The sequence below is a fragment of the bacterium genome, from assembly GCA_037128595.1.
Classification (GTDB): Bacteria; Verrucomicrobiota; Kiritimatiellia; order CAIKKV01; family CAITUY01; genus JAABPW01.
Genome location: JBAXWB010000031.1, coordinates 36,545 through 56,983 on the forward strand (window position 1 = coordinate 36,545; position 20,439 = coordinate 56,983).

Here is a 20,439-nt window from a genome sequence, read left to right on the forward strand (position 1 = left end):
TTTCTGGCATTTTCCCTCACTTAAATCATTTATCTGATCCGAGTCCCTTAAAAACAAGCATTCATGACCTTACAATACATTTGCAGCAATTGTGGCGCAGAGATGAACCTCTCTGACAGCGATATTTTCAATCTCGAGCAGACGACCGGCCTGTTCCAAAAGCGTCTCCAATGTGCCGTCTGCAGCGCCTTCATCGCCATTCCCGACGCCCACCTGGCGAACCAGTCTGTCATATCCGGCTATCGGATCGGGCCGCGCATTGAAGTTGATGGGGCCCGTGAAATCTACGAGGCGGAACACATCCAGAAACGTCAAAAGGTGTCCGTTCAGGTCTTTCACTCCCCCGAGCTCAAAAGCGGGGAACCCGCCCGGCTTTTCCTGAATGCCATGCGCCACTACATGCAGATCAAGCATCCCCATCTGGTCAGCATCATGGATGCGGGGCAATTCAGCGAGGGCACCTTCTTTGCCGCCTGGCAAAGCGATGTGAGCATGTCGCTGGAACACCGGCTGTGGAATGGCGGCGCCATCGAATTGAAACCCGCCCTTCACCTGGCCACCCTTATCGGCAAGGTCCAGGAATGGCTCTGGACTGAACATGGGCTCATCTATGGCATCCTGTCCCCCCGCCGCATCCGGATCGCACCCAATAACAGTGTCCGTTTATTCAATACAATCCTGACCCCTCTGGTGCGGAACGAACCCCCGACCTTTCCGTTGGACACCCTGGGCATGCCTGGATTCATGAGCCCGGAGATGCTGACCCGGACGAATTCGTTGGACTGCCGGAGTGACATCTATACCCTGGGCGCCACCATGTATACGATGCTCACGGGAACCGCTCCTTTCAGCGGGCTGAACTCACAGCAAATCCAGGAAAGCCAGGCCAGCGCCTCTTTACCTGATCCCCGGACCCTGAACCCGGATATTCCCGCCGCCGTGGTAGAGCTGCTGAAGTCAACCTTGGCGCACGATCCAAATGATCGCCCCCAGGACTGGCCCACATTTCTTCATCAGCTTGAGACGCTGACCAGTGATCAGCCCGTTCCCGCCCCTGCCCCGATGAAACATCATTCGGTGCTCATTCAGTTGCCCCCTGAGCAGGTTCCTTCCCCGATGAAAAAAAAGGTCCTGGTCCGGCCAAACCGGATTCCGATCATGACCGTGTCCCAGCCCGCCGCCCCTCCCTCCAAGCCGGATTCCAACCCGTCACGGGCTTTCTACGGCATTCTGGCCGGCGGACTCATCGCGGTCATCGTGCTGATCGGATGGCTCGCCCTGACCGCACCGCCGCCGCCCCCCCCGAAGTCGGCGGCCCACTCCCCCACTAATGCGGCGGCGATCGCCGGCGCAATCAGCTTGCCCGCCCTGACGAATGCCCTCGCCTCTACGACGACCCCCATGAATCGACCGCCCGACAGTTCATTCGAGGCCCTCTACAAGGCCGCGCAGGAACACCTGAAAACTCACCCCACGGATTACGATGGGATGCTGGAAAGGTATAAAGTCCTGCTGGCCATGACCGAGACCCTGCGTCCCAACTGGCATTTCCAGATTCTTGAGGAACGGCGCAACATTGAGATGCTCAAGTCCTTTGCCTTGAACCGGGCCATCGAGGAAATCCGCCAGAAGGCCACGGAGTATTCCAATATGGCAGGTTATACCGAGGGCATTGCCTGGTTGAACGGCTATCAGGGACTCTTCACGAATGAGACCAGCGAATTGCGTGGACGGCTCTCCAGTAACCTCATCCTCCTGGCGCAGACCCAGACCACAACGGCTCGAGCCAAAGCGCAAATCAATCAAACGGCACTGAATGAGGCACAAACCGTGCAGCGGAAAGCCTTTCTCGCCGACCTTTCCAAAACCATTCTGAGCGGGGGAGGGCTGGAGCAGGCGCGCCCGCTCATCTTGAACTGGAATCATCCGCACGATCTGGGATGGCCCAAAGCCCAGCAGGATGAACTCCTGAAGCAAGTTGAGCTTCTCAGTAAACTTCATGAAAAAGTCTTGGAGTGCTACAAGGCCCTGATCGGCAAAACCATTGAACTGCAACTCCTTTCTGAAACGATGAGCGGAAAGTTGACCGGGGTTGAAAATCAACAAATCACCCTTCAAACACTTGCCTCCGATGGCGGGACGATTACCCTTCCCGTCCCACTTGACAAAATCCGCATGCAGGACGTATTACATCGACTCGCGGGTGCCCCCCCCTCTGAACGCCTGCTCCTGCAAGGGTTCTATGCCTGGCAACATAACGATGAGAAATTAGCCTTAGCCAGTTTTTCGGGCATGACCAACAGCCTGCTGGCCTCGGCACTGGCCACGCATATCGGACAATTAGTGGGTCAGACCCGTGAGGCGGAAGCCCAGACCGCCCTGGATGCACTGGTGGCGCTAACCGGAATCGCCCCCAGCAAGGAGGACCCTAAATCCATTGCCACCCAGATTGATCAAATTGCATTCACGGATTCCCAATGCATCAAAATCAAGGAAGCCGCGCAACACTTCACAAAACTCTATGGCACGACCACCACCGCCCAGAACGCCATGCCCATCCTGGTCGCGGTGAAAGCCGCCTCCGCCATCACCCGGAAAACCGACCTGGCCACCTTGAAGAACATGATCGAGCCGTTACGTGCCTGGCGGTCAGGTGATAAACCCCTCTTGTTTTCCTATCGCATTGATGAAGATCTCATCTATCTTGATTTGTCGGAAAACAAATCCCTGCCCAGCCTGTTATCCTTGAAGTCGCTCCCTTTTAAGGAACTGTCATTACGCAAATGCGGCATCACCAAACTGCCTCCACTGGAAGGGTTCCATATCAGCCGCCTGGATTTGAGCGAAAGTGATATCACCAATTTATCAGGCATCAGCGGGGCCTTCATCGATGAGCTCATCATCTCCGGCACACAGGTCACCAGTCTGCGCGCCCTGAAATCACTCTCCCTCCACGTGTTCATCGCAGAAAACTGCCCCAACCTCTCAGACCTTACCGGGCTGGCGACGACCAACCTGACCCGCATTGTCCTTACTGGCTCCACCATACCCGACCTGTCGTCCCTGGAGGGGGCCCCCTTGATCAGTGCGGATTTCTCAAAGTGCACCCTGCTGAATGACCTCAAGTCTCTTGCCCAGTGCCCCTTGGAGGAACTGACTCTCGCGGGGTGCAGTCGCATCTCGATGGTCTATGCCCTGAAAGGGCTCCCGCTGAAAAAACTCGACATCAGCAGCACGTCCGTCAGTGATCTGACGCCGCTGACCTATTTGCCGCTGGAGACATTAAATCTCGCCAATGCCCGAAACGTGATGGACCTGTCCCCGCTGGTCAACAATACCCACCTCCGGAATTTAACCCTTCCCGGTAAATCGGCCAACGCCAGTTGTCTCCGCCAGCACAAAGCCCTTGAAGCCATCGGGTATCCCGACCCCATCAGCTCCGACTTATACTGGAGAAGAAACCCCTGACGGAGTAAGCCGGTCCTTCAAGTCCACCAGTCGCACGCCGAAGCGGGCCGCCCAGGCGAGCGCCGTATCCACTTCGCCGGCGATGTCTTCGGGGCGATGGGCATCGGAGTTAACGACCCCCGGCACGCCCCGCTCACCGGCCAACTGCCAGAAGGGCTCCCAGGGATAGCGCCACCGCGTCCCCTGTGGCGTCTCCAGGAGTGGCTTGCGCAGGCCATAGGCATTGATTTCCAGCGGCACATCCAAGTCACGTGCCGCATCGAGCAGGTCACAGCTCGCCGCGATGGTCTCGGCATTCCAACACTCGAATAACACGCCAAAGGCGTCCGGATGCGCCATGAAGAGAAAGAGTTTGGAGCGCATGCAGTCAATGATATGGGAGACGTAGGCCGCCAACGCCTTGGGATCATTCCTCACACTGGGCTCCTCCAAACTGGTCCAGACGCCATGGAACGGGAACCAATGGACCGCCCCCACCAGATAGTCCATGCGGTAATCGTGCAACAATACCTCGCGGTAAAACGCACCCAGCTCCGCGCGGAATTCACATTCCAGGCCGGCCCACAGCCGCAGTCCCGGGAAGACGGGCCGGGCCGCATCGATCTCCGCGCGATATTCCGGCAACTCGGAGATCGCCATGCGTACGCTCTGCCAGCGGCCATCCGCAAAAGGGGTGTGGTCCGATATCCCCAAGTCAGTCAGGCCATAGGTGACGGCCGCCGCACAGTAGTCGGCCACCGAACCGGTGGCGTGCTTACAGCGGGCCGTGTGGGTGTGCCAATTGCCCGTCCACGGGAGGAGGGTCATCGGGTGACGGGTCATCAATCACGCCCCCGTCCACCCATTCGCATGCCGGGAAGAATGGCACGCATGGAGGTATTGGACGTGATTTGATTGATATAAGCCACCATGGTGGCCGCGTCCTGCTCGCTCTGGCCCATCGCCACGGCCGCATCGAAATATTCCCGATTGCGTTCGTTCTCCAGCAGCGGGGCCACCGCCACAATGTTGCTCCGCAACTCGCTGGCCACCTGTTGGCGCACTTCAGGCGGCAGACCGCTCTGCAGTTGTTGATTCAAGGACGCCGCCTGACTGAGCAGCAGGGTCATCGTGTTGTATTCTTCAAATTCCGCCTGGGGCATCTTCGAAGTGTCCCGGCTCATGAAATAATTACTCGACTGATTCCAGGCGGCCTGCATCCGCTGCTGCATCTCCTGGCGTCGCTGCTGGAACTCCGCATAACGCGGGGGATCATTCGTCCGGAACGCCTCCATCCAGGATTCCGGCGAGCCGTGGCGCCCGCGGTCAGGAGGCTTGGGCGCGGGGGGTAGCACACCGGCAACCGCTTCAGGAACCGCCGTCACCCCGGCTTGGGACTCGGGGCTCGGCGGCAGGCGATGCCCGGTCGCACCCGGCTCCACGGCGGGAACGGGGACCACCCGGGCGGCCGCGGCCATCTGGTCAAGTTGATCCAGAGCCGCACTGTATTGCCGCTGAACGTGGGCCGCCTGACTCCTGTAATAGAAGGCCAGCGAGGTCATTAGCAGAAAAACAACACTCACCACGATGATTGAATAGTTCCGGAACATGCTTATCTCTCCTGATTCTTCCTAACGTTCGGTAGCGACGTTTTATTGTATGGGTTTCCCTGATAACGTCTATTTGCTTTTTATCATTATTTCTGGCATTTTCTAGCTATGAAATATTTCACCATTGCAGCCATCATTCTCACCGTTGCCATCCACGCCGTTTCCGCCCAGCCTGAGTTCGAGGACGGACGACGAAGTGCCGGCCTGCGTAGCGCCAAACTGGCAGATCCCACTCACATTGAGCTCATGTTCGGGAGCGGACTCTCCCAGTGGAGTCTGGCCAAACATGCCGAATGGATCCAAGTGGTAAGCCCGACTGATGCCGCCTTCCAGCGAGGTGTGCCGGTCACCTCCGTCACCTTTGGCACGGCCGAGCCGGACGGAACCACCCCCGCCGGCTGGAGCGGCCCCCGCTTCACACGAACCCCGGCAACCGTGGTGCTGCCAGCCGACCAGCCGATGAAACCGGGCCAGGCGTACTTCATCCGGGTCAATGGTCCCCAGTCGCTCGCGAATAACCTGGCGGCACAATGGATCACCGGCACGGCCGCCCCTACCGGTGAAGACCGCTCTCCACGCTACGGCCTGCGTCAGGCGCGGATCGTCACCCCCACCCTGATCCAACTCGCCATCGGCCCCGGCATCGATCTCACACGTCTGGCGGATCCCAGCGGCATCGCCGTGACCTCACCCGACGATCCCGCCTTCACCTCACCGGTCCAGCCTAAACGCATTGGCCGCCGTTCCACTTTGGACTTCTACCTGCCCAATGGCTGGCCCTGGCGCCACTTTGACAACCACCTGGTGTTTATCGAATTGCCCATACCGATGAAGCCGGGGCGGCAATACCGCATTGACCTCGCCGCCAAGGCCGGGGCGGCGGTGGTATGCGGCGAAACGACCGCCACCGTCACCCTCAACGACCGCATCTCCCTCAATCCGGCCATTAAGGTCAATCAGATCGGCTACCTGCCCGACGCCACCAAGTACGCCTACCTTGGCTTGTGGCTGGGCAATATGGGCGCCTGCGATTTGTCAGGTGTCACCACCGCCTTCGAGGTCCGCGACGCCCGCTCTCATGCCGTGGTCCTCACCGGCGCTCCGACCCTGCGCCGCCGCGCCACGTTCCGCTTGGTGGACGGTAAGCAGGTACCGGTCACCCCCCCCCGTGCCGGGACCAAAGCTGAAGGGCCGGAGACGGTCTATAAGCAGGATCTGAGCTACGAGGATGTCTGGCAGGTCGACCTGTCGGCGCTCCGGACCCCGGGCCACTACTATCTCGCCCTCCCCGGTGTCGGACGCAGCTATGAGTTCAGCGTCGCCGCCGACGTCTATGCCGTGCCCTTCGCCACCGTGATGAGCGGCCTCTACCACCAGCGCTGCGGAATCGAGCTCGGGGCGCCCTGTTCGCAGATCTGGCGGGCGGCCTGTCACCGCGGCACTACGGAATACTCGACCGCCACCCTGGATACCGCCAAGGATATCCGGAGCCTGGCGACGTTCGCCACCGACGGGAAGAAACACGATCTATTTGGCGGCCACCACGATGCCGGCGACTGGAATCCACGCGCGCATCTGGACGTAGCCAAGGGGCTGTTGCTGGCATGGGAACTCAACCCCACCGCCTTCTCTGACGGCCAGCTCAACATCCCGGAGAAAAGTAACGGCATCCCTGATATCCTCGACGAGGCCCGCTGGGCACTCGACCTGTGGAGCCGGCTGCAGGACCCCGACGGAGGGGTGCATGAGTATGTAGAGTCGGAGGGCGATCCCCGCGACGGCGATGCGCCGGAAACCGATACCCTGCGCGAGTTTGCCTACGCTCCAACCGCCCGTGGCAGTTATGCCTTTGCCGCAGTATCCGCACAGGCCGCCATGGCCTGGAAAACGGCCGGCCAAGGCAAGGAAGCGGATGGATTCCTGGCCCGCAGCCGCAAGGCCTGGGATTGGGCCGAAGCGCACGACGGCGCTGCCGCCGCCGACCAGCGCGCAGAGGCCGCGGCCGCCCTCTTCCGTGCCACCGGCGAAACCGTCTTCGATACCGCCTTCCGGGCAGCATCGGTCCTGGCCCAAACGCCATCGGCCGATCTGAGCCAGTACGGAAAATATGACCAGCTCTATGCCTCCTTCCACTACCTGCGTGCGGCCAAGGCTGATCCCGTGTTGAAAGCCACCCTGGCCGCCGCCTTTGAACGCACCTTTGCCGACTGGAAGCGGGCGGCGGAAACCACGACGTACCGCCATATGCGCAGTCCCTACGCCCCCAGCAGCTGGGGCACCGGCGGCCTGCCGGTATGGCCGGAAGTCCCGGCGATGACCTCCGTGGTGGCTACCGATCCGGCCGTGCGCACCGCGGCACGCGACTGGTTACGGTTTACCGATGACTTCTCGCTGGGCTGCCACCCGATGAACCTGGTGTTCACTGTCGGGCTCGGACAGCGGTACGTCACGTCGGCCTTCAGTCATCTGATGCGAACGACGCCCCCGGGCCTGATCCCCGGCCTGATCAGCAATGGGCCGGGCGGTCACTTCAACGCCGGCGAGGCACCTGGCCAGAGCATGGCCAAATGGCCCGCCCAGAGCCTCTACCCGCCCGGTCCCTGGCCGGTGCTCTATATGTACGGGGAGGATACTGCTCCCGGGATGAATGAAGGCATCGTCGCCAATCAGGTGAAGGTGGCCCTGGCTTATGCCCTGTTCCTGCCGCCACATCCCTGATCCGTCCTCCCGGTCCAATGAAGAAATACCCCCGGTATATCGATGTAGACCTGAACGCCATTTCCACGGTGGCTCACCAGTGCTCAGGATGTTCCCACACGGACGCCTGCTGCTGCGCGGTCCATGAAGTTTGTGTCACTGCGCGTGAGATGAAAACCATTATCGGGGCACTCCCCCTGGCCGCCCGGCATTGTCCCGATCTGGAAAACGGGGAAGGATTTGACAACGTCTTCGACGAGGTGGAGCGCGGAGTGTTTGCCATTGATACCCATGAGAACGGGCTCTGCGTTTTTGCCTACCAGTCTCATTCGGGGATCCGGTGCGCCCTCCACAGTGCCGCCCTTGAGATCGGCCTGTCGCCCCACCTGCTTAAGCCCTCTTCCTGTACACTCTGGCCGCTCGTCCTGCGGTACCCTCCAGATGCCGCCCTGTCGATCTGTGACGATGCCCTTCGGTTTCACTGCAATCGCAAAGTCAAGGCGGGCCGCATTTCGCCCGAGCTACTCGATTCCCTCGAGAAACTATTGGGGGCGGCGGTCTGCGGCCAAATCCTGAAGGGCGCCCAGGCAGGACACAAGCGGGCGAGATTACGGCTACCCTCCCCCTTCCCGATGGAGTCAGGGCACCCTGTGGTTAAGCCAACCGGCAAGCCTGCATCGATCAACAAAAAGGAATACCCATGAGACCTCTGATATGCATGATTCGGACTTTTGCGATTTTCACCTTGGTGGCAGGCATGACTTCTCAAGCGGCCCCCTACTTCGTCGATCTTCGCCCCGTTGCCAATTCAAGTTTTGGGGATGACGGCCTTGCCAATAACGGCCAAGGGGGCTGGACGGATGAAGGGATCAACGACATGTTGATCTATCCCCCCATCCCCCCGGGAATCATTACCCGGAATGGATATCACTTCCAGATCATTGATCCGGCTCAGAACAACAGTCGGTCCGTCGTGCTGCTCCAAGGCCAGATCAGGGGCACCAACTACCCCGTGTCGGTCACCGTGAAGCTCCCCAACGTGAAGGGCAAGTATATCTATTTCCTGCAGAATGCCGCAGGGCCGCCCCCCGCCCTGCCACCCGACTATACCGTGGCCCGTTACACGATCCACTACGCCGATCATTCCGAGGTGGTCCTCCCCATGCGCAATAATATCGAACTCCGCCAATGGTGGTGCTCAGCCTGGTGGGACAATGCCGGAGCCCGGAGCTGGCCCATATTCACAGGCTGCAATTTCTACTCTGTGAAATGGGATCAATACATTGGCGTGTGGGCAACCGAATGGACCAACTCAGCGCCTGAAAAGGCCATCACCTCGATCACGCTGGCGTCGGAAGGCAAAGCCGTGCCGGCCATCTACGCCATCACACTTGATGACGCGGACTATTTCAACGCTCCTGATGTGAAGCTGGATTTCAAGCGACCAGAGAGCCCGCCGGAAGGATTTTTCGATGAGCGGATGGCCATTGAGAACAAGGCCATCCTGAAAGGGATGACTGAACTCGGCATGGCTCAAGGCATCCGGAAAACGGAAATCATCCGGCCTGACCTCCTAGCCGTGACCCTCGACGGGATCGTGGCAGGGGGCCCCGGCCAGGGCGAAGCCAAAGCCCGAAAGCTTCAGAGCCCGGACCATTTTACCCTTTCAAGCACTGGCGACCCGGCCTTCGCCCCTGGCATGCACCCCGCGCGCGTCGGCCGGCTCTCGTTCGACAACTGGACCGGGGATATCGGAAGCTTTCCGGGTAATCATGTCTACTGGCACACCTATTACCTCCAACTAACGACCCCCTTGAAAAGTGGCAAGTCGTATTCCATTCAAGTGGCTGGCTTTCCCACCACGGCAACCGCGCAGACTACATTGGCGTATTCGGATCGCACCACGCTCACCCCGGTCATCAAGGTCAATCAGGCCGCGTATTCCTCGAAAAGCCAGAAACGCTACGCATATCTCGGCTGGTGGGCCGCCGACCTCGGCGCGGTCGACTATTCCTCCTTTCAGACATTTCAAGTGTTAAATGCCGATAACAATCAACGGGTCCACGAGGGCGCCATTACCCTTTCATGCCTAACCAACTCAGCGAGTGGCGAGTCGGTCTATGAAATGGACCTCGCCCCGATTCACGCCTCCGGGCGCTATTATATTTATATACCCGGACTCGGTCGCTCCGATACCTTCGGCATCGGCCAGGACGGGATGAAAGACCTTTACATAAAGACCATGCGCGGCTTCCTGGTTCAGCGTTGCGGGGCGGAGTTGACGTCCAAGGTGACAGATTACCCCCGTCATCCCTGCCATCTGACGAATTATGAAAACGGGCACCTGGTGGAACATGGCCCACCCCTGACACCCAACGAGCCGGTCCGCGAGTTCCGCGGGGGCTATCATGATGCCGGGGACTGCGATCTGTTTTACCTGCATCTGGTTGCCAGCCAGCAGATCCTGACCTCCTATGAATGTTTTCCTGCCGCCTTTGCTGACGGCGAACTGAACCTTCCTGAAAGCGGAAACGGGATTCCGGACATCCTGGACGAAGTGCTCTGGGGGCTGAAGTTCTACGCCGACAACCAGCTTCCCGACGGAGGCATCTACGCCGGCCGGGCCAATGACGAGGATTACGGCTACAAGGAGTGGAAAACCGAATGGGCGACACAGTTCGGCCCCCTTCCTCCCTTCGGGAATTTCCCGCCCTGTAATGCTTCCGCCAATATCTTTGCCGCAGTCGCCAGCCATGCGGCCAGGGTGCTTCAGCCCTTCGATCCCAAGCAGAGCAATCAATTGCTGGGTCAGGCGTTCAAGGCCTATGAATGGGGCCTGAAACACCAGTCTACGGACTACGAAACCAATGGTATTTCCTATGGCCGAATCCCTTGGAAACGGGCCTGGGCACTGGCCGCGGCCGAACTTTTCAACACTACCGGCGAGCCCCGGTTCAATACGGATTTCACCAATCTTTACAAAAACGGCGTGGCCCAGGCCTTCAAATGGGATGAAGGTTGGCAACACCCTCTTATCGCTTGGCCCTACGCCAGTAGTACCCGGAAAGGAATCGACCCGGAGGTCCAGAAGGCCACCCGGGCCGCCATCCTGAAGTGCGCGGACGTCGATGTGAAATCGATCGAGAAATGGCCGTATCGCATGAGTACTGTACGCGAGTCCGGCGGCTGGGGAAGTCTGGTAGGTGGCGGACTTTATGGAAATAAATGCCTGATGGCTTACCTCCTGTCTCATGATCAGAAGTACCTGGACGCGGCGTCACTCAACGCCGACTACCAGTTGGGCGCCAATCCGCTCTCCCGAAGTTTTATCACAGGTATCGGATCCCGCCCCCCGATCCACCCGGAACTCCGGGCCTGGCTGTACAACAAAGAGGGGGTTCCCGCTCCCGGAATTCCGGTCTTTGGCCCTGGCGGAGCAGCCAAAAGCATGGGCGGAGTCTATCCCGCCATGATTCCCCCGTGGCGAGTCTGGCGGGAAAGCAAAGTTGACTCCCTGCATAACGAGTTCGGCCTGACAGGCCCACTCGGAGATGCCGCGATGCTATACAGCTTACTCTGGGCACTGGAAGCGCAGAGTTCAGCTCCGGCGACACCTTAGCCGGAGTACTACTGTGGAACCTCTGAGGGGAGGCCCGTCAGCCATCATCCGCCGGATTTTACATTTTCCGGATCCAGAGGATAGGGAGGGCATTTGGTTACGCCTTCGATGGTCATGTTGACGAACACCGTAGCCTCCTCGTAACAAATCCGATCCACTTGGCTCGCAGGCACCTGCACCTCCCGGCCTGAAAGCATGTGGCCTACTTTGACGACCAGTTGGCGAATGGCCCAACTCTGACGATCCAGCAGGAAATCACATACATGACCAACCACTCCATCGCTCGCCTTGATTTGGTACCCATTCACGGCTTGCGCGCTTCGCAGATGCACATCGGCAGGTTCGGATGGCAAGGCGTCCGCAGGGACAGGTTCATTCAGTCTGCGATCACATAACGGATGACCCAGTTCTGATCGTCAAAGTAAAAATCCTTCACATGTCCGATGTTTCCATCTGACGCGCCGAGTTTGGCTCCATACAAATGCTTCATGCTATGTAACATAAGTTTCCCTTTCGTATTAATACCACCCTCATATTCGTCATCAGTCAGGGGGTATAACCCGCTCTGGGCGTACCCCCTGCAATAACGCCTGATCAGAGAGGGATCGTGATCTGCTCAGGTGGCCGCAAAATGTGGGCGGACATGAACGATTCGTTCGTAAAAGAAAATGAATATTATTGAACCGGGGACAGCACCACCCTGAAACCAATGCTTTTACCCGCATAATCCGGACCTGTACTGTCGCGAAAACCAACCCCAGACTCATTGGCGTAGCTCATGTAACTGCCACCGCGAAACACACGCGCATAACCCTCATAGCCCGGATACCAGTTCCAGCACCATTCCGAAACATTCCCCGTCATATCATACAATCCATAACCGGTCTTCCCAGCCTCAAACGCACCCACCGGACTGGTATAGGGGCTATCCCCCACGGCATACCTCGCGTCATAGCCCAAATAGCCCAGGTCATAGCCATATCCGCTAGGATATCCAGTGTAGTTGGCCTGATCATGATCAATCGTATCCCCCCACGGGAATCGCTTTCCAGAAAGTCCACCGCGTGCCGCATAGTGGAACTCCGCATCCGTTGGCAACCGATACCCACCAAGATTCAAGTCGCAAGTCACCGCATTATCCTGACCGCTCCGGTAGACATTGCCCCCCACCCGATAACTGACCGGCCTCCCCTCTTTTTCACTCCTGGCATTGCACCATTTCACACAGTCGAACCAGTTCACCATTTGCACGGGATGATCTTCCGCCTTGCCACTGCCAACGTTATCGAAACTGTACCCGTTGGTGATCGCCCAATTATAGACCGCGTCCCACTTCGCCTTCGTCACCAAATATTTGTCCATGTAAAACGGCATGGCGTTGTTTAGTGTGTACGCTCCGGAATCTGGATCCACCCCGCTATTGGTCCCGGCAGGAATCGGAATCGTGCCGAGCGGCAAGACGACCATCGTCGCCACCAGCCGGTAGCACATCGGTACCAGCACCGATATCGTTCCCGTGCCGTTGAGCGGAGCCGGGATAACATCAAGCGACGCTGCGGCCGCCGCAAAGTTAGTCCAGCCGCCCCCGGGCGACGAAGCCCATTCAATCCGGTAACTCGTGGCATGTTGCGCTTCATTCGAAACCCCGCCGAACGTCAATTGCCCGCTGGAGGTGAATCCCTGAATCACCAGATCGTCAGCACGACTGACGATCCCTGAAAGCATCATCCCACCCATCACTGCCAACACTACCAGCCCGCTATATCGCTTCATCCTGCCTCGCTTTCAGTCTAAGATCGGCCTAATAATTCTATCCCAACTATTGGTGACGTTAGTCCGCTTACAAGACGCAATCAATCATTTTCTCAAAACTCCACAGCCATGCGCCAGGGGCTTTTGTTCCGGCCTATAACCCCGTAAATATGAGTGTTACGCCAAGCAATCCTCAGGGCGTTTCATTCACATCTTCGTCGGCCAGATGAAAACGGTGCATCACCCGGTGCAGGATCGGTGCCAGCACGATCCCCATGATGGACAGGAAGACCAGACCGCTGAAGATCGCGTAGAGGCCGGCAAAGAGTTTGGCGGAGAAGGTGGTCATTTGATCCACGGGTCCCATTCCGGCCAGGATCATGGCGGCATTCTGAAAGGAATCAATCCACGCCAGCCCGGCAATCTGGTGGTACCCCACCATGCCGATCGAAAGGGCCACCACGGCCAGACCTTGTGAAATCCCAAAACAGGCGGCCATGCGCCAGATAAAGGTGGGTAGTGAGGCCAACGGTTGGTGATGATGCTCATACATGGGGGCAGTCTATCATGGCGCTGGAGCACTTCAACCATAACAGGCACCCAGTTGAGCCTGTCGCGGCGCGTAGCGCCCCTCCCACAGGGAATCTATTCCCACTCATCATCCTTTAGTTTCAATCCCAACGGTCGAAAATCACGGGAGGCGCAGCCGTAACGTGGATTTTCTTGTTGGCACCGCCGTATATCCATTGATCGTCTTCATAAAGTCGGATGGCGAAACAATCTGAATCCCCTTGAACTCTGCCACATCCAACAGATGTTGATCACCGGAAACGATAATGTCGGCCTTTGATTCCAAGGCACACTCCAGGATGATGTTGTCGTTCGGATCTGCGGTGATCACATTAACCCGAATAGCCGGATTGACAATATCGCAGACCGCATGCAATTCCTCAATGACCTGAAAGGCTTGTTCAGGAGAAAATCGGAACTTTGGCCGTTCCAGAACGTCACGAAGTTCATCCAAGATGGCCAAGGACAGAGAGCAATGAACCGAACCGCCGATGACAAGTTCAAGAATTGCGCGAGGGGGGCCATTAAAAAGGACTGCGGATATCAGGACATTTGTGTCCAAAACTACCCGATCCCGTTTCATCGTTTTGAAGCCTTCTGCCGCCGATGGGCGTGAATCTCTACCGCGATATCCGACTCTGTGAGTTGTCCTCGCGCAACAACGCTTTTGCCGTAGGCAAAAAGCTTGTCCCACCGCTGTTTACGGTCGATGTAGAGCCGTGCCGCTTCCCTTAGCAGTTCAGATCTCGACCTTGATTCCGCCAGCGCAAGCCGGTCAATCTCGGACAAAAGACTCCCCTGAAAGGATATATTTACCGTGGTTGATTGCATTCTCGCCTCACTTTCTACTAATAGAGTACATACAATCATTGTATATTGTCAAGATTGCTTCCCATTTGAATCCCGATCTTAGCCAGCGTGACTTTTGAGGCGTTACGAGCGTGCGAGCCGTCGCTCTCCAAAAGTTGGTTTGCGACTTCATTCATGAATTGATCAATTTGTCGTATTCGGCATGTGGGCCAACCCAGAACCAAACGATCCCTTCTGCTGAGTCAACACCGAGGGCTCTATAATTCCGGCCTACACGTGCTGACCAGAAACGGCCTGTCTTCTTGAGATGCAAAGAGGGATGGCGAGGATTTTCTTTAAGGAGGAGGAATTGTTGATCTGCTAAATCCCGAATTGTCACAGGTAGATCGTGGTAACATAACCAAAACTATGAACTTGCCTTATGACTCACAAATCGGTGCACCTTCCATCGGCCAGATCGCGCAGTGCGCGATCGGCCAGATGATCCAAAGCGCCGCTTTTCGCATCCTTTTCGATCTGCTTATCCCATAATTCAGCATCAAAGTTGTGAAACCATAACCGAAAAGCATTCAGCTGGCGCTCAGGTAAATGCGCCACCACTTTTTCAAGCTCTTTAACATCGGTTGTCATGTCAATATTTTAGCGACTCTGAATGGCATTTATCAAGGGGAATTGTTTTGTATTCATTTTTCCAGCATCATCGCCCGCGCCCTATTGCCCGAACGGTGGCGCTTTGGCTGAGGCGCGTCAGCGCCGATAGCCAGGAGCGTCTGGTTGGGGGCATTTCTGTTTTCCAGATTCGGTCATTTTGATTGTTCCTCTTGTGGGAGGCGCGCTATGCGCGGCGACTTGTCCGGTCCAGGCACCCAGTTGAGCCTGTCGCGGCGCGTAGCGCCCCTCCCACAGGGAACCTATTCCCATTCATCCTCTTTTAGTTTCAATCCCACGTTATCCATCGCTAACCTCCTATTATCATGATATCAGGCGCGCCTGATATACATGATAAAACCCAGCAAAGGACGAACGCAAGGGAACTTAGGTTTTCGGTGGAAGAAGAACCCCGCTAGCCAGTAGCCATTGCAACACCAAGGGGCTGTGCGGCGGGACATCTTGGTGTGCTTCTGTTAGTTGGTAAAAATTGCCATGTTTAGAGCTAGGAAACAAGGAAAACGGGGGTATTGAAAGATAGCGCTTGCAGAGACAATTGCCTGGGAATACCATCCCATGACAGGAAATGTGTTATTCTTGATATTGAATGAATTTACAGAAGATACCTGGGAACGTATTTGAGATAGCAGGATCCGTAGTTGGATTCTCAGGGTCGATATTTATTGCCCTTCAGATTAGGGCGGAACTAGCATCAACGGCAACGTCCATGTCGTCTGCCTTCATTTTCGGGTTCCTCCTGAACTATACATTCTGGATTCTCTACGGAATTAGATTTCGTCGATCGGCAGTCTGGCTGGTAAACGTAGTTGCCGCAGCATTTCAAACGGCACTTCTAATAATCGTACTGATGAAGCACTGATTACAGCAACATTTCCCTACGCGATAATTCGTGATTGAATCCCGGAATGAAGAGAAACATGAAGCAACCCAACCACACACTCGTGCCTGCCGTCGCTAAATGCTCCGGCGGCACAGTGTGAGCGTTCGACCATAGACAAAATGAGATTAACTGCAAAAATTAGCCATGATCCAAAGGTAAAACGGCTGATGCTCGTGCCGGAAAAAACTGGGTGCTTTGTGTTTCTGTTTGATGGAATTGAAGATGGCCCATGCTTTGCTGATCACTGGCTCAACTCACTCGAAACAGCGAAAGAATTCTGCCATAAGACATTTGGTGTTCCGATTGAAGGATGGTCAAAGATTGCGGATTCTGGTCATACAAGGACTGCTCGGCCTCCTCTTGGAAAGCTTTGGTCCCCCATCGCAAATCGGCTCCGTCGCCTCGATTCCCGGATAACTTCGTCATCCTCGCCAAGCATAGACTCCACATACTTGCGATACGACCACCTGATCCGCCTCCAATGCATGATCAAGTTGCTCAAGGAAACGCCCGTAATCCGCCGGCTCCAGAAACACCGCCGCTCGCCCGTTCCCCCGGCTCATCACATGATACTTCGCGCCCGCGTATCGAATCCTCCATGGCCTTGGCATGCCCCGCATACTTCTCCCAAGCCAGGATTAAGTCAATCGTTTAATCTATATTATTAATATAGCTATACACTCACTCATCAACGACGCAGGGCACCCCACCCCAAATCCCGGTCATTTTCTAGTTTCTAGGTCTGACCCTGCCTCCACTGCCTCCCCAGTCGGCAATGCTCCAAAGGACAGGCGGGGAATGGATATCTGCAGACACGATCTTCTATCAGCGAAGGCTATCAAAACCCACGGTTTAATACCCTTATTAAATTTCGTGGTCACACCCATTTCAGGCATTTCGCTCGCATCGCCGCGATCCATCCGCAAATGCGGCGCGGCCCCCTCGCTAACCCACCGCATTATCAATGCTTCACGCGGTCATCTTTGACCATCTCTTGCCATTCAGGACCGTCTCAAACATTTCGCTCGGTCTGTCAGATAATGTTATCCGCCAATCACCTTATCAGGCGAACCCTTATACATCATTCAGGGATTACCCGATATGAATATAGAGGGCGCCTCTCTACGATCCACTCGGAATATGGGCAAGAATAATGAATTCATAAGGAGATTGCCGTGTGAAAAACATACGACGGAAGAAACTCTACTTCGGCCGCGGAAGACTGATGCCGATGCTGGTTGGTTTTGGTCTGACCCTCGCCGGAACGGTGTCAGCGCAGTTCAATGGAAATAACCAGTCAATTGTGATCAGCGGAGCCAGCAGCAACTGGGCGGGGGATTACTTCGTGGGGCGCACCAACTCTTCCGACCTGCTGCGCATCGAGAGCGGTGGGAAGCTCGCTGTCAGCAACGGGAACGGCTATATCGGTTACGCTGAGTATGCCGACAACAACAAGATGCAGGTGACGGGCAGCGGGGCCCTGTGGACTAACGACGGGAGTTTGTGCATTGGTTACGCGGGTCCGGCCTCCCAGTTATCCATCAGCGACAGTGGTAAAATCTTCTGTGGTGCCGGGATTCTAGGCTATGCGGATACTAGCACCAACAACTCGGTGGTGGTGACGGATCCGGGTACGACATGGTTTGCGGGGTCCTTGAGTGTCGGAGGCGGGGGATCAGGCAATCAACTGACGATCGCCAACGGGGCCAGGGTCATCAGCGACGTCAGTTATGTGGGTTTGTACTCCTGGAGCGGCAGCAATACGGTGCTGGTGACGGATAGCGGTTCGGTCTGGAGCAACAGTTCATACGTGTATGTCGGCACCGGGGGTTCCGGCAACCAACTTGCAATCCTTAATGGGGGCGTCGTGTGCGACACCCTCGGATGCCTGTCGCTCGACAGCCGGGGGCTAGTGTCGGGACACGGATCGGTCTGGAGCAACAGTTCCGACCTGCGCGTTGAAGGATCGGGCGTTCAGCTCGACATCACCCGCACCGGCAGGGTATTCAGTGCGAACGGTTATCTGGGCTATTACCAACCCGGTAACGGTAGTGGAGTGCTGGTGGCAGACCCGGGATCGGCTTGGAACAACGACCTTGACCTGTGGATTGGATATCAGGGGGGGGGCTATTATCTCGCCATCACGAACGGGGCCATGGTCGATAACAGCGATGGTCATGTCGGTTACTTTGATTCGAGCAGCAGCAATACGGTGGTGGTGGCTGGTGCCGGTTCGGTCTGGAGCAACCGCGGCACGTTGTACATGGGGCAGTTCGGTCCGGGCAACCAATTGACAGTCATCAACGGCGCCAAGGTGTACGACGACATCGCCGAACTGGGATCCGAGGTATCCAGCAGTAGTAACAAGGTGGTGGTGGCTGGTGCCAGTTCGGTCTGGAGCAACCGCTCCAGCCTGTATGTGGGTTCATCTGGCGGTAGCAGCCAGTTGCTGATGATCCAGAACGGCGGGGCCGTGTATGACGACAACTGCATCCTGGGTTACGATACCGCCAGTAGCAATAACACGGTGGTGGTGAACGGTCCCGGCTCGGTATGGAGCCATGCCAGCCAACTGGCTATCGGACTTTCAGGTACCGATAACCAACTCGTGATCACCAACGGAGGAGCAGTGATCAGCGCCAGTGGCGGAATCAACACGAGCAACAACAGGATTGGTGTGACCGGTTCCGGCTCAACTTGGAGCAATGTCACCTTTCTTATATTCGGCGGAAGGAGTAACCTGCTCGTGGCCAGTGATGGCGGGAAGGTGGTCTGCAACGAGGGCCGGCTAGGTGGCAACGATAACACCGTCTGGGTGACAGATCCCGGCTCAGTTTGGACGAGCCGCACTAACTTCTACGTCGGTTACCTCGGCGTGGGCAATCAACTGTCGCTGAGGGCTGGAGGTGCGGCATACGCCGATAACGGAATTCTGGGCTTCGAGGATGGTGACAGCAACAACACGGTGGAGGTGACCGGGGCCGGCTCGGTTATGAACTGCCGCAACACGATTCAGGTCGGTGTTGACGGTAACCGCAATTCTCTGATTATCAGCAACGATGGTGCTGTGTCAGTGTTGTCATCGGGTTTAGTGGTGGGAGTCGGCCAGACCTGTGAGGGCAACAAGGTGACGCTCGCTGGTGGCGCCTTGACGGGGACCAACGCGTCGGGCAACTGCGCTCTCGAGGTTCACCGCGGCCTTTTCGGGTTGAATGGCGGAGCCGTGAATGCCGATCGACTCCTGGTGACCAATGGTGCGAGTAGTGTTTTTACGTTCAGCAGCGGATCGATGAAAACGAAATGGGCCATAGTTGATAATGGCCAGGTCTTTGTGGTCGGCAATGGCATTGCCCCCGCAACCTACACCGTGACTGGAGGGACAAATATCTTTGCCAACGGCCTGAGCATCCGTACCAACGCCACGCTTGCCGGTTGTGCCGCCATCACCGGAAGTGTCCTGGTTGAGGGTCGTGTGATAGCTGATAGCTCCGCGTCTTCCTCAAAATCAGCCTTCCAGTCTGAGGGTATTGCCGCCACCCAGAACGGTCTGACAATCAGCGGCAGCGTCACCAACAACGGCTTAATGGCCGCCATCAACGGCGGGGTGCTGGAGGTTATGGGTGCGGTGGTCAACAACGGAATCATCGACATCATTAGCGGCACCACGAATTTCCATTCCACGTTTGTCAACAATGGCATCGTGCTGGACGCCGCCGGTGACGCTGATGGCGATGGTCTTCCCAACGGCTGGGAACGGGCGTACCAGTTGGATGTGCTCTCGGCCGTCGGCGCCAATGGGGCTGCCGGTAATCCTGACGGTGACGGGATGAACAACCTGGAGGAATATGTTGCCGGCACGGATCCGACGAATGCCGATTCAGTGCTGGCCATTACGGGCATCCATGGCACTTCTTCCGGCATTCGGGTGGACTGGAAAGGAGGCACGGTTGCCTGGCAGTACCTGGAGTGTGCCGATGCGCTCTACGCCACGGGCTCGCTATGGCGGTCGATCTTCACCAACCCGCCACCGACAGCCCTGACGACCAACCTCATCGACGCTAGCGCCACAAACAGGAGTCTCTTCTATCGCATCAAAGCGAAGCGGTGACCCTTTCGTAGGACACGCATGATTCCGGAGTTTGGCAACCGCGTTTCCACGTTCTGTGATGTTACGCATGAGAGTCATCATTGTGTTGGCCTATAATGATGGAGAGATCCTAGTTGGCGGGCTGGTTTTCTGTGCATTTAGGTTCGGCAACCCGATCCCACCTGTCCGTTGGAGAAGGCAGCAACGTGGGCGACGCAATCGTCGGCATTGCTCCTTATAACAGGGTGGCCGACAAAATTCTTCAGTTAGGCAGCGCGAGCCAGGGGCTTATTGCGTG

At 56.9% G+C, this 20,439-nt stretch carries 15 protein-coding genes; 5 read left to right on the forward strand and 10 right to left on the reverse strand.

Translation table 11 applies throughout. From position 1 onward, the window contains the following. Positions 1-102: 102 nt before the first annotated feature. Positions 103-3,468, forward strand: a complete 3,366-nt coding sequence (locus tag WCS52_16355) for a protein kinase (protein ID MEI6168754.1) — start codon at positions 103-105, stop codon at positions 3,466-3,468. On the opposite strand, the gene WCS52_16360 is transcribed toward WCS52_16355, so the two are convergent. Both WCS52_16360 and WCS52_16365 read right to left on the reverse strand, forming a co-directional pair. Further along, on the reverse strand, positions 3,445-4,290 hold the full coding sequence (locus WCS52_16360) for a histidinol-phosphatase (GenBank protein ID MEI6168755.1): 846 nt from the start codon (positions 4,288-4,290) through the stop codon (positions 3,445-3,447). The two genes, WCS52_16355 and WCS52_16360, sit on opposite strands and share 24 nt — an antisense overlap. Next, positions 4,290-5,057 carry a hypothetical protein gene (locus tag WCS52_16365; protein MEI6168756.1) on the reverse strand — a complete coding sequence of 256 codons (768 nt, stop codon included), beginning with the start codon at positions 5,055-5,057 and terminating at the stop codon, positions 4,290-4,292. The genes WCS52_16360 and WCS52_16365 overlap by 1 nt, the downstream gene beginning before the upstream one ends. Positions 5,058-5,165: 108 nt before the next feature. Here WCS52_16365 and WCS52_16370 point away from each other — a divergent pair, with 108 nt between their 5' ends. The 3 genes from WCS52_16370 (at position 5,166) to WCS52_16380 (ending at position 11,373) form a co-directional block, all read left to right on the forward strand. Then, positions 5,166-7,775: a cellulase N-terminal Ig-like domain-containing protein gene (locus WCS52_16370; protein ID MEI6168757.1), complete on the forward strand. Its 2,610-nt coding sequence runs from the start codon at positions 5,166-5,168 to the stop codon at positions 7,773-7,775. 149 nt (positions 7,776-7,924) lie between these two features. Continuing rightward, on the forward strand, positions 7,925-8,458 hold the full coding sequence (locus WCS52_16375; GenBank protein ID MEI6168758.1) for a hypothetical protein: 534 nt from the start codon (positions 7,925-7,927) through the stop codon (positions 8,456-8,458). Continuing rightward, a complete protein-coding gene (locus tag WCS52_16380) occupies positions 8,455-11,373 on the forward strand; it encodes a glycoside hydrolase family 9 protein (GenBank protein ID MEI6168759.1) in 2,919 nt (972 codons plus the stop codon). Before WCS52_16375 ends, WCS52_16380 begins: the two co-directional genes overlap by 4 nt. Before the next feature lie 44 nt (positions 11,374-11,417). Here WCS52_16380 and WCS52_16385 read toward each other — a convergent pair whose 3' ends face one another. From WCS52_16385 to WCS52_16420, 8 genes are all read right to left on the reverse strand, one after another. Further along, positions 11,418-11,681, reverse strand: coding sequence for a hypothetical protein (locus tag WCS52_16385; GenBank protein MEI6168760.1), 264 nt, complete (start codon positions 11,679-11,681; stop codon positions 11,418-11,420). A gap of 68 nt (positions 11,682-11,749) precedes the next feature. Then, positions 11,750-11,875, reverse strand: a complete 126-nt coding sequence (locus WCS52_16390; GenBank protein ID MEI6168761.1) for a hypothetical protein — start codon at positions 11,873-11,875, stop codon at positions 11,750-11,752. A gap of 173 nt (positions 11,876-12,048) precedes the next feature. Continuing rightward, the gene (locus WCS52_16395) at positions 12,049-13,146 is read right to left on the reverse strand and encodes an SUMF1/EgtB/PvdO family nonheme iron enzyme (GenBank protein ID MEI6168762.1); all 1,098 of its coding nucleotides are present in this window, start codon (positions 13,144-13,146) and stop codon (positions 12,049-12,051) included. Positions 13,147-13,318: 172 nt separating this feature from the next. Then, positions 13,319-13,678 (reverse strand): hypothetical protein, encoded by a 360-nt coding sequence (locus WCS52_16400; GenBank protein MEI6168763.1) that lies wholly within the window; start codon positions 13,676-13,678, stop codon positions 13,319-13,321. 138 nt (positions 13,679-13,816) lie between these two features. Continuing rightward, positions 13,817-14,278: a putative toxin-antitoxin system toxin component, PIN family gene (locus WCS52_16405; GenBank protein ID MEI6168764.1), complete on the reverse strand. Its 462-nt coding sequence runs from the start codon at positions 14,276-14,278 to the stop codon at positions 13,817-13,819. Continuing rightward, on the reverse strand, positions 14,275-14,565 hold the full coding sequence (locus WCS52_16410; protein ID MEI6168765.1) for a ribbon-helix-helix domain-containing protein: 291 nt from the start codon (positions 14,563-14,565) through the stop codon (positions 14,275-14,277). Before WCS52_16410 ends, WCS52_16405 begins: the two co-directional genes overlap by 4 nt. 366 nt (positions 14,566-14,931) lie before the next feature. Further along, entirely contained in the window at positions 14,932-15,135 is a 204-nt protein-coding gene (locus tag WCS52_16415; GenBank protein MEI6168766.1) for a hypothetical protein, read from the reverse strand. 1,341 nt (positions 15,136-16,476) lie between these two features. Next, positions 16,477-16,617 (reverse strand): hypothetical protein, encoded by a 141-nt coding sequence (locus WCS52_16420; GenBank protein MEI6168767.1) that lies wholly within the window; start codon positions 16,615-16,617, stop codon positions 16,477-16,479. Between the two features lie 614 nt (positions 16,618-17,231). Between WCS52_16420 and WCS52_16425 the strand changes: the two genes are divergently transcribed. Then, positions 17,232-20,162, forward strand: coding sequence for a hypothetical protein (locus tag WCS52_16425; protein ID MEI6168768.1), 2,931 nt, complete (start codon positions 17,232-17,234; stop codon positions 20,160-20,162). Positions 20,163-20,439: the final 277 nt, after the last annotated feature.

What these genes read in the sequence shown, in the direction of transcription:
- WCS52_16360 (MEI6168755.1), bottom strand. Translation starts at nt 4,290, where the DNA reads ATGACCCGTCACCCGATGACCCTCCTCCCGTGGACGGGCAATTGGCAC.
- WCS52_16355 (MEI6168754.1), top strand. Translation starts at nt 103, where the DNA reads ATGAACCTCTCTGACAGCGATATTTTCAATCTCGAGCAGACGACCGGC.
- WCS52_16410 (MEI6168765.1), bottom strand. Translation starts at nt 14,565, where the DNA reads ATGATTGTATGTACTCTATTAGTAGAAAGTGAGGCGAGAATGCAATCA.
- WCS52_16365 (MEI6168756.1), bottom strand. Translation starts at nt 5,057, where the DNA reads ATGTTCCGGAACTATTCAATCATCGTGGTGAGTGTTGTTTTTCTGCTA.
- WCS52_16390 (MEI6168761.1), bottom strand. Translation starts at nt 11,875, where the DNA reads ATGTTACATAGCATGAAGCATTTGTATGGAGCCAAACTCGGCGCGTCA.
- WCS52_16400 (MEI6168763.1), bottom strand. Translation starts at nt 13,678, where the DNA reads ATGTATGAGCATCATCACCAACCGTTGGCCTCACTACCCACCTTTATC.
- WCS52_16370 (MEI6168757.1), top strand. Translation starts at nt 5,166, where the DNA reads ATGAAATATTTCACCATTGCAGCCATCATTCTCACCGTTGCCATCCAC.
- WCS52_16420 (MEI6168767.1), bottom strand. Translation starts at nt 16,617, where the DNA reads ATGAGCCGGGGGAACGGGCGAGCGGCGGTGTTTCTGGAGCCGGCGGAT.
- WCS52_16415 (MEI6168766.1), bottom strand. Translation starts at nt 15,135, where the DNA reads ATGACAACCGATGTTAAAGAGCTTGAAAAAGTGGTGGCGCATTTACCT.
- WCS52_16405 (MEI6168764.1), bottom strand. Translation starts at nt 14,278, where the DNA reads ATGAAACGGGATCGGGTAGTTTTGGACACAAATGTCCTGATATCCGCA.
- WCS52_16395 (MEI6168762.1), bottom strand. Translation starts at nt 13,146, where the DNA reads ATGAAGCGATATAGCGGGCTGGTAGTGTTGGCAGTGATGGGTGGGATG.
- WCS52_16380 (MEI6168759.1), top strand. Translation starts at nt 8,455, where the DNA reads ATGAGACCTCTGATATGCATGATTCGGACTTTTGCGATTTTCACCTTG.
- WCS52_16375 (MEI6168758.1), top strand. Translation starts at nt 7,925, where the DNA reads ATGAAAACCATTATCGGGGCACTCCCCCTGGCCGCCCGGCATTGTCCC.